Source organism: Bradyrhizobium sp. IC3195, assembly GCF_020193585.1.
GTDB classification, from domain to species: Bacteria; Pseudomonadota; Alphaproteobacteria; order Rhizobiales; family Xanthobacteraceae; genus Bradyrhizobium; species Bradyrhizobium yuanmingense.
Genome location: NZ_JADYVG010000004.1, coordinates 45036 through 57294 on the forward strand (window position 1 = coordinate 45036; position 12259 = coordinate 57294).

General features: G+C 64.7%; 14 protein-coding genes. 9 read left to right on the forward strand and 5 right to left on the reverse strand.

Translation table 11 applies throughout. The annotated features are described in order from the left end of the window. Window positions 1-49: 49 nt before the first annotated feature. Window positions 50-424, forward strand: a complete 375-nt coding sequence (locus I6F09_RS10550) for a PRC-barrel domain-containing protein (RefSeq protein WP_036003959.1) — start codon at window positions 50-52, stop codon at window positions 422-424. A gap of 24 nt (window positions 425-448) precedes the next feature. On the opposite strand, the gene I6F09_RS10555 is transcribed toward I6F09_RS10550, so the two are convergent. After that, complete coding sequence (locus I6F09_RS10555; protein WP_036031008.1) at window positions 449-913, reverse strand: helix-turn-helix domain-containing protein; 465 nt, start codon at window positions 911-913, stop codon at window positions 449-451. 173 nt (window positions 914-1086) lie between these two features. On the opposite strand from I6F09_RS10555, the gene I6F09_RS10560 reads away from it, so the two are divergent. The 5 genes from I6F09_RS10560 to I6F09_RS10580 all read left to right on the forward strand — a co-directional run bounded on the left by I6F09_RS10560 (window position 1087) and on the right by I6F09_RS10580 (window position 6056). Then, window positions 1087-1824, forward strand: coding sequence for an SDR family oxidoreductase (locus tag I6F09_RS10560; RefSeq protein WP_036031046.1), 738 nt, complete (start codon window positions 1087-1089; stop codon window positions 1822-1824). 62 nt (window positions 1825-1886) lie between these two features. After that, window positions 1887-2888: a nitronate monooxygenase family protein gene (locus I6F09_RS10565; RefSeq protein ID WP_036031011.1), complete on the forward strand. Its 1002-nt coding sequence runs from the start codon at window positions 1887-1889 to the stop codon at window positions 2886-2888. A 109-nt stretch (window positions 2889-2997) separates the two neighbouring features. Next, complete coding sequence (locus I6F09_RS10570; RefSeq protein WP_225127571.1) at window positions 2998-3414, forward strand: hypothetical protein; 417 nt, start codon at window positions 2998-3000, stop codon at window positions 3412-3414. Between the two features lie 112 nt (window positions 3415-3526). Further along, on the forward strand, window positions 3527-5092 hold the full coding sequence (locus tag I6F09_RS10575; RefSeq protein ID WP_225188009.1) for an alkaline phosphatase D family protein: 1566 nt from the start codon (window positions 3527-3529) through the stop codon (window positions 5090-5092). Between the two features lie 145 nt (window positions 5093-5237). Then, complete coding sequence (locus I6F09_RS10580; RefSeq protein ID WP_225188010.1) at window positions 5238-6056, forward strand: aldo/keto reductase; 819 nt, start codon at window positions 5238-5240, stop codon at window positions 6054-6056. Between the two features lie 61 nt (window positions 6057-6117). Here the strand turns inward: I6F09_RS10580 and I6F09_RS10585 are convergent, their stop codons facing one another. Beyond that, entirely contained in the window at window positions 6118-6357 is a 240-nt protein-coding gene (locus I6F09_RS10585) for a hypothetical protein (protein WP_036004024.1), read from the reverse strand. A 102-nt stretch (window positions 6358-6459) separates the two neighbouring features. Next, complete coding sequence (locus tag I6F09_RS10590; RefSeq protein WP_225188011.1) at window positions 6460-6912, reverse strand: hypothetical protein; 453 nt, start codon at window positions 6910-6912, stop codon at window positions 6460-6462. Between the two features lie 159 nt (window positions 6913-7071). On the opposite strand from I6F09_RS10590, the gene I6F09_RS10595 reads away from it, so the two are divergent. After that, entirely contained in the window at window positions 7072-7344 is a 273-nt protein-coding gene (locus tag I6F09_RS10595) for a helix-turn-helix domain-containing protein (protein ID WP_036031024.1), read from the forward strand. Window positions 7345-7364: 20 nt separating this feature from the next. Here the strand turns inward: I6F09_RS10595 and I6F09_RS10600 are convergent, their stop codons facing one another. Together I6F09_RS10600 and I6F09_RS10605 are read right to left on the reverse strand one after the other, a co-directional pair. Next, a complete protein-coding gene (locus I6F09_RS10600; protein ID WP_109144630.1) occupies window positions 7365-8597 on the reverse strand; it encodes a PLP-dependent aminotransferase family protein in 1233 nt (410 codons plus the stop codon). 51 nt (window positions 8598-8648) lie between these two features. Beyond that, complete coding sequence (locus tag I6F09_RS10605; protein ID WP_225188012.1) at window positions 8649-9176, reverse strand: DUF3124 domain-containing protein; 528 nt, start codon at window positions 9174-9176, stop codon at window positions 8649-8651. Window positions 9177-9243: 67 nt separating this feature from the next. Between I6F09_RS10605 and I6F09_RS10610 the strand changes: the two genes are divergently transcribed. Next, on the forward strand, window positions 9244-10974 hold the full coding sequence (locus I6F09_RS10610; RefSeq protein ID WP_225188013.1) for a cation:proton antiporter: 1731 nt from the start codon (window positions 9244-9246) through the stop codon (window positions 10972-10974). A 189-nt stretch (window positions 10975-11163) separates the two neighbouring features. Further along, window positions 11164-12240: a 3,4-dihydroxy-2-butanone-4-phosphate synthase gene (ribB, locus tag I6F09_RS10615; RefSeq protein WP_036004011.1), complete on the forward strand. Its 1077-nt coding sequence runs from the start codon at window positions 11164-11166 to the stop codon at window positions 12238-12240. The last annotated feature ends 19 nt before the right edge of the window (window positions 12241-12259 follow it).

Here is a 12259-nt window from a genome sequence, read left to right on the forward strand (position 1 = left end):
TCGCGCACCCCTTTCGCTTGATTCACAAATGGCCGAGTGGAGAATAACGATGCTCAATCAGAGCGAACTGGACCGTAACGAGATGGGCCGGCTGATCGGAAGCGACAAGGTCGAGGGAACCGCGGTCTACGGTGCCGATCGCAACAAGATCGGTTCAATCGAACGGGTCATGATCGACAAGATCAGCGGCAAGGTCTCATATGCGGTGCTTGGTTTCGGCGGCTTTCTCGGCCTCGGCAATGATCACTATCCGTTGCCCTGGCAGTCGCTGAAGTACGACACCGAGCTCGGCGGTTACGTGACTGCGATCACCGCCAAGGATCTGGAAGGCGCGCCGAAATACGGTGAGAAGACCGACTGGAACTGGAGCGACGACGCCGCCGTGCGCGGCATCAACTCCTATTACGGTGTTCCCTTCGCTTGAGCTTTGAGAGGCGCGGCGCCTCACTCACTCCGCCGCTTCTCTCCGCCCCGGGCCCGCATGCACATGCACCTGCTTGGCATGCAGCACCTCGCCGCATTCCGAGCACACCATTACGGGATCGAACAGCTTGCCGCAGCTCTTGTGCTCGTGCAGCAGCGGGCGGCCGCGCTCGTCGCCCATATGGGCGTCGCCCCAATGCACCATCGCCATGATGATCGGGTAGAGGTCGAGCCCCTTCTGGGTCAGGATGTATTCGTAACGCTTCGGTGCTTCGGAATAGGGGACGCGGCGCAGGATGCCGAAGCGGACCAGCTTCTTCAGCCGCTCCGAGAGCAGATGGCGTGTGATCTGCAGCGAGGACTGAAACGCCTCGAACCGCCGTACCCGCAGGAAGCACTCGCGCAGGATCAGCAGCGTCCAGCGGTCGCCAATCGCGGCGACGGTGCGCGCGAGCGAGCAGGGCTCTTCCTCCAGCGTGTCCCATTTCATGATGCGGTTCCTGCAAGTCGTCAGTCTGAAAAAGGAACTAAGTTGATCGATCAGAGAGATTTTCACTAGAAGCTAACATTCAGCCGCTCAGTTTGACAGTTCTATTTTTGAACTATAGCCTCCGGCACATAAATGCCGCGCGCTCGCAGCGCGGCCCATGGGAGGAGGCGGTCTTGTCCAAGCGAAACGCCACTGCGGCCGTCATCGGAGCCGGCGATTTCATCGGCGCCGAGATCGCCAAGAAGTTTGCCGCCGAAGGGTTCTCGATTTTCGCCGGCCGCCGCAATGGCGATAAGCTGGCGCCGCTGGTGCAAGAGATCGAAGCTGCCGGTGGTGACATCCACGCGCGCTCGCTCGACGCGCGGAAGGAAGATGAGGTCATCGCCTTCCTGAACGACGCCGACAAGCATGCACCGCTCGAAGTCTGCATCTTCAACGTCGGCGCCAACGTCAATTTCCCGATCCTCGACACCACCGAGCGCGTGTTTCGGAAAGTGTGGGAGATGGCCTGCTATTCCGGCTTCCTCGCGGGCCGTGAGGCGGCGCGGCTGATGCTGCCGCGCGGCGGCGGCAACATCTTTTTCACGGGTGCGACTGCAAGCCTGCGCGGCGGCAGCGGGTATGCCGCCTTCGCCAGCGCCAAGTTCGGCCTGCGCGCGGTCGCGCAGGCGATGGCGCGCGAGCTCGGGCCGAAGAACATCCACGTCGCCCATCTCATCATCGATTCCGGCGTCGACACCGAATGGGTGCGCCAGCGCCGGCTCGAGGCGCTCGGGCCGAATGCGCTCGATAATCCCGATCTCCTGATGCCGCCGTCATCGGTCGCGAGCGCCTATTGGCAGCTCTACCAGCAGCCGAAGAGCGCCTGGACCTTCGAGATGGAGATCCGCCCCTTCGGAGAGAAATGGTGACCGCGGCGAGAAAGTCCGGCTAGACTGAGCTCAACATCAAGCAAATTCCGGGAGGATTTTCAGTGAAGACCGCGATCACCGAACTGTTCGGCATCGAGCACCCGATCATCCAGGGCGGCATGCATTTCGTCGGCTTCGCCGAGCTGGCCGCTGCCGTCTCCAATGCCGGCGGGCTCGGCATCATCACCGGTCTCACGCAGAAGACACCCGAGCTGCTCGCCAAGGAGATCGCGCGCTGCCGCGACATGACGGACAAGCCGTTCGGCGTCAACCTCACCTTCCTGCCGGCCTTCTCGGCGCCGCCTTATCCGGAATATATCGCGGCCATCGTCGAGGGCGGCATCAAGGCGGTGGAGACCGCGGGCCGCAGCCCGGAAGCCTACATGCCGGCGCTGAAGGCCGCCGGCATCAAGGTCATCCACAAATGCACATCGGTGCGTCACTCGCTGAAGGCCGAGCGCATCGGCTGCGACGCCGTCAGCGTCGACGGCTTTGAGTGCGGCGGCCATCCCGGCGAGGACGACATTCCCAACATGATCCTGCTGCCGCGGGCGGCGGAAGAGCTGAAGATCCCGTTCGTCGCCTCCGGCGGCATGGCCGATGGTCGCAGCCTGGTCGCGGCGCTCTCGCTGGGCGCGGCGGGCATGAACATGGGCACGCGCTTCATCGCCACCAAGGAAGCGCCGGTGCACCAGAACGTCAAGAACGCGCTGGTCGCGGCCACCGAGCTCGACACCCGCCTGATCATGCGGGCGTTGCGCAATACCGAGCGCGTCCTGAAGAACGCCAATGTCGACCGCCTGCTCGAGATCGAGCGCGAGAAGGGCGCCAAGCTCACGATCGACGACATCCACGACCAGGTCGCGGGCGTCTATCCCAAGATCATGCTGGACGGCCAGATGGATGCCGGCGCCTGGAGCTGCGGCATGGTCGCGGGCCTGATCCACGACATCCCGTCCTGCAAGGAGCTGATCGATCGCATCATGGGCGAGGCTGAAACCATCATCCGCAGCCGCCTGCTGGGGTTCCTGGACGGGACGGACGCTGCGCGAAAGGTCGCCTGACACCGTCAAACTTCTTAACCACGGCGGCATCTGACCGCTGGAATTACGCGCGGCGCCTCCTAGATAGGGGTAAATTGCCCCTTTCATAAATCGATTTCAGGAGGCGTCCGTGGTCCTGAAAAGCGTTCCCTTCGCAATTGCCTTCGCCCTCGTGGTCGCAGGGGCCGGTGTTGCGCGCGCCGACGACTACAAGCCCGGCGAATATCTTGGTCTCGATCTCTCCAAGGCGGTGCTGTCGCCGAAACGTCTCGGGCCGGAGACGCACTTCGCGCCGGTCGCGCTCGAAGCGCGTGGCGCGAACGAAGCGCAGGCGCGTGCTGAGCCGGTCGATGTGCCGAAGAAGGTTGCCGCCGAACGTGTTCGTGTGGCCGAGCCGAAGAGCGCGCATGCCAGAAGCGCACCGTCGCGCGGGGCGGCCCGCGCCAAGCTAGCACGCCGCGGCAACCCGCTCGATGCGCAGGCGATGGACACCCGCATCCAGACCTGGCCATGCCGCTCTGGCGGCATCTGCAACTGGAAGCGGTGATCACAGCCGTCATCCCCGCGTCGCAAAACCGTAGGCGCGGAGTCAAGAAACCGTAAGCTGGCAGTCAAGGAGCGCAGGCACCTTCCGTCGCGATTCGACGAAGGTCTCCTGAATGGCAACGCTCCGCGCCTCGCGCGCCTGGACCCGGCGGCAGTTCCTGGTCCGCTCCGCCTCCGGTCTCGCCATCGCCTCGCTCGCGAAGCCTCATGTGAGCCGCGCCGCCGATCGACCGCAGATCACAGGCGGCATCCAGTCCGGCGACGTCTCCGGCGGCTCCGCGGTGATCTGGGCGCGTGCGGACCGGCCGGCGCGGATGCAGGTGGAATGCTCGACGGTCGAGAGCTTCAAGACCATCATCGCCTCGGCTTCCGGCGATGCGTTGCCCGACACCGATCTCACTGCAAAACTCCTGCTGGCGGATCTGCCGCCTGGGCAAGACATCTTCTACCGCGTCCGCTTCGACGACATCGCCACCGGACTCGTCGGCGAAAGCCGCGTCGGCCATTTCCGCACCGCGCCGGCAGCGCGCCAGTCGATCTCGTTCCTGTGGTCCGGGGATACTGCGGGGCAGGGCTGGGGCATCGACGTCTCCCGCGGCGGCTATCGCAGCTATCGCACCATGCTCGACAACAATCCGGATTTCTTCATCCACTGTGGCGATCACATCTACGCGGACTGCACGATCCCTTCCGAGCAGAAGCTGCCGAACGGCGAGACCTGGCGCAACATCGTCACCGAAGAGAAATCGGAGGTGGCGCACACCCTGGCGCAGTTCCGCGGCAACTACAAATACAACCATCTCGACGAGCACTTCCGCGCCTTCCATGCGCAGGTGCCGATGTTCGCGCAGTGGGACGATCACGAGGTGACCAACGACTGGTCGCCGATCGGGACCTATGACGAGACCGGACACGAGGACGACGGCACCCCACGCCTGGTCGCGCGCGCCCGCCGGGCCTTCTTCGATTTCGTGCCGATCCGCGACATCGGCGCGCGGCACGGCCGCGTCTATCGCAAGATCGCCTACGGCCCGCTGCTCGACGTCTTCATGATCGACATGCGCAGCTACCGCGACGAGAGCTGGAACAAGGGCGATGATCACCGCGGCTGGATCCTGGGCGCCGAGCAGCTCGCCTGGCTCAAGCGCGAGCTCGCCGCTTCGCGCGCGACCTGGAAGGTGATCGCGGCCGACTTGCCGATCGGCCTGATCAGCCTGGATGCCGTTGCGCTCGGCGATGGGCCGCCCGACCGGCGTGAGCACGAGATCGCCGATCTGCTCGCATTCATCACGCGCGCCGGTATCCGCAACATCGTCTGGCTCACCGCCGACATGCATTACACCGCCGCGCACTACTACGATCCGAACAAGGCGCAATTTAAGGATTTCGAGCCGTTCTGGGAGTTCGTCTCCGGCCCGCTGCATGCCGGCAGCTGGGGACCGGGCGAGCTCGACGACACCTTCGGCCCGGTCGCGATGTACCAGCATGGCTGCAGCGCTGCGCAAGGCGAGAATCTCGCGCCCTGCTTCGGCTTGCAGTTCTTCGGGCGGGTCGACATCGATGGCCACAGCGGCGTGATGACGGTGACCCTGAAGGACGTCGACAATCGCGACCTCTGGTCGGTCGACATCGTGCCGCAGCCGCAGGTGCATCCGTCGCTGGTGGCGCAGCATTGGTGAGGTTGCTAACCCGATCTTGATTGGCCGCTTTGCTCCTCCCGCGCTAGGGTGAGGGGTCCCGCCACTTCTTTTCCATCACCGAAAAGTCTGCTCACGCGGCATCGCCGCGCGATCCGGTGGGCTGAATTGCTCAGGAGCCTGTTGCATGGATCATCTGAAAACCCAGGGCATCAGCATGCCCAAGCTCGGCCTCGGCACCTTCCGCATGCAGGGCGATGCCTGCCGTGCCGCGGTCGAGAGCGCGCTTTCGATCGGCTATCGCCACATCGATACCGCCGAGATGTACGCCAACGAGGAGGCGATCGGCGCGGCCATCGCCGCGTCCGGCGTGTCGCGTGGCGAGTTGCACGTCACCACGAAAGTCTGGCACGAGAACCTCAGCTCCGATGCGATCCGCCGCGCTTTCGACGCCAGCCTTAGGAAGCTCCGGCTCGACCATGTCGACCTCTATCTCGTGCATTGGCCGTCGAAGGCCGCGAACTGGGGGGCGGTGTTCGAAACGCTGATGACGCTGAAGGAGGAGGGGCGCACGCGCGCCATCGGCGTTGCCAATTTCACCACCGCGCTGCTCGAGGTCGCGGTCGAGGAGATCAAGGCGCCAATCGCCTGCAACCAGGTCGAATATCACGCCATGCTCGATCAATCGAAGGTGCTTGCCTATCTCCAGCCGAGGTCGATCCCGCTGGTTGCCTATTGTCCGCTGGCGCAAGGGCGTTTCGTGGCCGATCCGGTGCTGGCCGACATCGGCGCCCGGCACGATGCCACCGCCGCGCAGGTCGCGTTGAAATGGCTGCTCGACCAGGACGGCGTCGCCGCGATCCCCAAGGCCTCGCGGCGCGAGAGCCAGCAGGCCAATCTCGACGCGCTGAAGATCACGCTCGACGATGCCGACCGCGAGAAGATCGCCGCGCTGGCGAAGGACAGACGCTGCGTCAATCCAGGCTTCGCGCCGGCTTGGGATTAGCTGCAGTGATCGGGCAATAGAAATGGCCCCGTGAGGGGCCATTTCCTTGTCGCGTTGCGCATTAGTCCCAGTGGTGATGGCGATGGCTGCGCTTGATCACCACGACCTTGTCGCCGCGATGGTGGCGATGCCAGCCATGATGACGATGTCCGCGGAATTCGGCGCGGGCGCCGTACGGACCGTGGTGATGATGATGATAGCCGCCGCTGCGCTTGATCACCACCGTCTCCGCACTTGCGAGCGTTGGCGCCGCGATCACGAGCGCACCGAGAGCCGCAACCACATAACCAAGCTTCTTCATGATGTCCTCCTCCAAACGAATGCACATCTAAACCGCAGATTTGCGCGAACGTTCCGGAGGAGCGGGAAGAGAATTCTGAACGGATGTTCAGACGAAGGCGTGCTAGTCGCAGCGCTGCTGCGCGGGCGTCGGCGCACCGCTGGCGACGTATTTGCCGTTCCTGATCGTGTACTCGCCGCGCTCGCTGCGATTGTAGATCGCGCGCAGGCTGCCGTCCTTCTGCAACAGCAACCCGAACTCGCGGGCCTGATGCAGCGAGGGGAAGTACACCATGACATTGAGCAGGCCCTCGGCATTGACCGTGGCGGACACCACCTCGTTCTCGTCCCTGGCCTCGCCGAAATCGCGCCGGTACATCACCCGGCCGTCTTTCCGGATTTCGTAAGTCAAGCGCGCGCCCTGCTCGCGGTCGGGCCTACCCGAGCAATCGACCGCCCAGGAGCCGAGCAGGCCCCATTGCTCCACGGTCACGGCCAGCGTCTCGGCACCAGCCGTGGGGGTGAACGCGACCCACAGCACCGCAGCCGCGATCCAGCGGCCCGAACAACGCATCATGTCCTGAAAAACCCCGCCTCGAACAATTCCAAAGTTTAGCATCCCGCGCGCGGCCCTGCCACGGCGGCTGCCGATCGCCCGCGAATTTGATCCGCGTCAATGAGGCGGGGCGGTTCGAAGATAAGATGGCGTTTCCCGAAGGCGAACGTGGATAGAGCAATGCTGAATCAAGTCATGGATTTTGCGGGCGAAGTACTGCCGGGGAGCTGTGCCGTACCGCCTTATTCCGAGGCCGCGTTTCTGAGCGAGCTGGGCGATCGGTTGCGGTCCTCACGCATGCGCTGCGATCTGTCGCGCCGGGAGCTCGCCCGGCGCTCGGGGATTTCCGAGCGCTACATCGCCCAGATCGAGGCCGGCAAAGGCAACGTCTCCATCGTCCTGTTGCTGCGGCTGGCTTCCGCGATTCACGGCAGTCAGCCACAGGCGGCGTGAGGAGACGTCCGGACTGGGCCTCAGGCTCGCTTCTCCACATTGGCGCTGCGGGCGGGCACGCCAAACTCCTTGCGGCAGACTTCGGCTAGCACGGCGACGCCATCGCGGATCTGCTGGTGCGTGGGGCTGGCAAAGCACAGCCGCAGCCGCGAGGCGGAATGGCCCTTGCTGGTCGACCATTCCGGCCCCGGATTGATCGAGACGCCGGCGGCGAGCGCGGCCTGATACAGCTTCAGCGTATCGACCTGGTCGGGCAGCTTCACCCAAAGGAAGATACCGCCCTTGGGCTCCTCGAACTCAGCGGCGGTCCCGAACTGCTCGTTGAGCGCTTCCATGAGCGTGTCGAGCTTGGTGCGCAGCGCCTTGGTCAGGGCCGGCACGTGAGTTGAAAAATGCGGCTTGCAATAGGTGGCGAGCACCATCTGCTCCAGCGCACCGGAGCCAGCATCCGTCTTCAGCGACAGCATCCGCGACATCACCTCCCAGGGCGCCACGACGAAGCCGACGCGCAGCGCCGGCGCGATCGACTTGGAGAACGAGCCGATATGGATCACGCCGCCGCTCTCGCTCATCGCGTAGATCGCGGGCGGCCGCTGCCCCGACCAGATGAGGTCGGCATAGCAATCGTCCTCGAAGATCGGCACGCCATATTCGGTCGCGAGCCGCACCAGCTCGGTGCGGCGGCTCTCGGGCATGATACTGCCGGTCGGATTCTGCACCGTCGGGATCGTGTAGATGTATTTCGGCCGGATGCCGCGGCGCTTCAGGTCGGCCAGCGCGGAGGCCAGCAGATCCATGCGCATGCCGTCCTGGTCGAGGGGAATGCCGACGACGTTGACGCCGAGCCGCGCCAGCCGTGTCAGGGAGCCCTGATAGCTCTCCTGCTCGAAAATCACGGTGTCGCCGCGCGTCAGTAGGGTGGCGTTGACGAGGTCGAGCGCCTGCAGCGAGCCGGAGACGATCAGGAGGTCGTCGACCGTGCAGCTGATGCCGGCGTCGCGCTTGAGTTTCGTCACCAGGAATTCGCGCAACGGCAGGTAGCCCTGCGGACCATGCGCCAGACCGTAGGTGGCGAGCGAGCGGCCCTCGCGCCGCAGCACCGTGTCGGCCGCTTCGATCAGCTCGTCGAGCGGCACCTGTTCGGAATCGTTGTTGCCGCCGACGAAGCTGTATTTGGCAAGGCCCGTCCAGCGCGCAGACGGGGCCGGCAGCCCTGCTGGAAACAGGGGCGCGAAATCGAAGCTGGACGTCATGGGAGCGTTCCTCGTTTTGTTCTTGTTGAGCTCGGCTTTGCACCGGCCGCCTTACTTCTTGCCGGCCGTCCTGGTCGGACGGCCCTGACTGATGAAAGCGTAATGCGTGTTGGCGATGCCGCCAACCATTAAGGCTTCGACCACGGGTTCTGCGATCTCGCCCGTGGCGGCCCAGTCGACCAGAAAATTGGCGCCGGTCCCGCCGCGCACGTCGTCGGTCGGAATGAAGATCGAGACGGTGGCGAGCGACCTCAACGCCACCGGCGTCTTCAGATAGCTCTCGACCTGCTTGCCTGCGGTGTCGAAATAGGCGATGCGTTTGATGACCAGCGGCTGGGTCTCGGAGGCGTTGTGTACGCTCAGCGTCACCGAGAAGTCGACACGCAGCTTGCCCTGGCTCATCGCGACGCTGGAATAGGCGGGCACGTAGAAACCGCCGGATACGGCGAGGTCCTCCTTCAGCGGCGTGGTGAGCGAATCGGCAAAGTTTTGTTCGATACTGACCTTGGATTGCGCGGCGGCGGGCACGGCAAAGGCGAGGGGAGCGAGCAGCATGGCTGCGAAGAGCCCATTCCGCATGTGACGAATTGCTCGCTTGCCGCACCGCAACCCACCTCTAGGGTGCGGCAAAACGGACCAATTTGGCATGCATGAGCTCATTCGCGATATCACACTCTCTATTCTGTTCGCCTGGATGCTGGGGCTTCTCGCCCATTTCTCCCGGCAACCGCTGATCCTGGCCTACCTTATCGCCGGCTTCTGCATAGGTCCATTCGGCGCCGGCTGGGTCCATTCGCAGGAATCGATCAGCGTCATCTCCGAGCTTGGCCTGATCTTCATGCTGTTCATGATCGGGCTCGAGATCGACCTGAAGAAGATCGTTCGGGCCGGGCGGGTGATCCTGTTCGCGGCGGCCAGCCAGCTGCTGGGCGGCTGTCTGCTCGGGCTTCTGTTCTTCGTCGGCATCGGCCTGTCGCTCGGCGGTGGGCATTTCGATGCGGTCTATCTCTGCGTCGCCTGCGCGCTGTCGAGCACGGTCATCATCGTCAAGGTGCTCTACGAGAAGCGCGAGCTCGATACGCTGCCGGGCCGCATCACGCTCGGCGTGCTGGTGCTCCAGGACATCTTTGCCATCCTGTTCCTGGCGGTGCAGCCGAGTCTCGCCAATCTGCAGGTCAGCGTCATCCTGCTCTCGATCGGCCGCGTCGCGGTGCTGGTCACGGCCGCGCTTCTGGTCAGCCGCTACGTGCTGCCGCGCGTGTTCCACCAGATCGCCCGGCGGCCCGAGCTGATCCTGCTCGGCGCGCTCGCCTGGTGCTTTCTCGTCGCCGAGACCGCCTATCAACTGTCGCTGTCGCGCGAGATGGGTGCGCTGATCGCCGGCGTCTCGCTCTCGACCTTCCCCTATGCGCTCGATGTCACCGCCAAGGTCACCACGCTGCGCGACTTCTTCATCACGCTGTTCTTCGTCGCGCTTGGCATGACCATTCCCGTGCCCGGCCTCTCGGTCATCAGCCTCGCCTTGATGATCGCGGCGTTCACGGTGGTGAGCCGCCTCGTCACCACCTTCATCCCGCTCTATCTGATGAAGCAGGGCCTGCGCGCCAGCCTGTTGCCGGCGCTCAACCTCGCGCAAATCTCCGAGTTCTCGCTGGTCGTGATCCAGACCGGCGTCGCGGACCGCCACATCGCAGCCGAGACGGCGAATGCGGCTTCGTTCGCCTTCGTGGTGCTGGCGGTGCTCTCGACCTTCGTGATGACCCGCAGCGACGAGATCACCCGTTGGGCGATCGGCCCCTTGAAGCGGATCGGCCTGCGCGATCTCGACCATGGCAACGGCCATGCCGAGGAGGGCCACGGGGGCGGCCATGGCGAGGCCCGCCGCATCGTCATCCTCGGCTTTTTCCGTGCGGCGAGTGCGCTGCTGGCCGAGATCGAACGGCAGGCACCGGTGCTGCTGGAGCAGATCACCGTGGTCGATTTCAACCCCAATGTGTACCAGACCCTGCTTTCACGTGGTCTGCACGTGATCTATGGCGACATCAGCAGCGCCGACACGCTGCTCCATGCCGGCGTCGGCAAGTCCGAGATGATCATCCTCAGCGTGCCGGATTCGCTGCTGAAGGGCGCCACCAACGAGAAGCTGGTCCGTCACGTCCGCGCGCTCAATCCGACCGCCCTGATCGTCGCCACGGCCGACCTGTTGGCCGACGTCGGCGCGCTCTACGAGGCCGGCGCCAGCTATGTCACCGTGACCCGGCTCAGCGATGCACATGAGCTGTTTACCGTGATCGAAGCCGCCCAGGCCGGCCTGCTCGCGGACAAGCGCGCCGAGCTCGATCAGCGCCTCGGCGAGCGCCGCGAGGTGCTGCCCTGATGGCGTCGGGCCGCCTTCCTTGCCCGCCTTCCTTGCGGGCAATCTGCGCCTATATCGCTGGTATGCCCGGTGCAAGCCTGAAACCCATCGGCAGGCCCGCCCTCGGACATATGTGGTTGCGCTGGGGAGACTAGCGCCCCGACCCAAGTCCGGCTAAGCCTCCCGGCCATAACCGATAGAGATTGGGAAATGCCCGATAGCGTTCAGGAAGTCTTGCAGGCCTTTGCTCGGGGTGAGCTCGTGGTCGTCACCGACGACGAGGACCGCGAGGGCGAGGGCGATCTGATCGTCGCCGCCTCGCTGTGCACCGCCGAGAAGATGGCCTTCATCATCCGCCATACCTCCGGCATCGTCTGTGCGCCCGTGACGACCGAGGACGCGCGCCGGCTGCGGCTCGATCCGATGGTCGCCCACAACGATTCCGCGCACACCACCGCGTTCACGGTCTCGATCGACTACAAGCCCGACGGCGGCACCGGCATCTCCGCCGAGGAGCGCGCCTCGTGCTGCCGCGCGCTCGCCAATCCCAATGTCGGCGCCAACGACTTCGCCCGGCCCGGCCACATCTTCCCGCTGATCGCCAAGGACGGCGGCGTGCTGCTTCGCTCCGGCCACACCGAGGCCGCGGTCGACCTCTGCAAGCTTTCCGGCCTGCCGCCGGTCGGCGTCATCAGCGAGCTCATGAACGACGACGGCAGCGTGATGAAGGGCGAGCAGGTCGCGCAATTCGCGGTCAGACACAAGCTCAAGCACGTCACCATCGCGGACATGATCGCCTACCGCCAGGCGCGCGAGAAGCTGATCGAGCGGGTCTCGACCTTCGTCACCGACAGCCCGATCGGTCCGTTGCAGGGCTACGCCTACCGCTCGCCGTTCGATTCCATCGCCCACGTCGCCTTCGTCTATAACGGGGTCGGCGACGGCAAGAACGTGCTGACGCGCTTTCACAAGCCGAACATCGTCAAGGACACCTTCACCGGCCACAAGCGCATGGCCGCCGTGCTCGAGCATTTCAAGAAGACCGGCCGCGGCGTGCTGGTCTACCTACGCGACGGCGCGGCCGGCGTGCCCGTTTCGCCGCTGCCGGACGAGACGTCGACGGAGGCCGACCGCAACCGCCAGTGGCGCGAGGTCGGCGTCGGCGCGCAGATCCTGCGCGACCTCGGCGTGACTTCGATCCGGCATCTCACCTCGTCGGTGCACGACTACAAGGGCCTATCGGGCTTCGGCATCGAGATCGTCGCCAACGAGCAGCTCGAAAGCTGACACGCATTGTCTTTCTCCC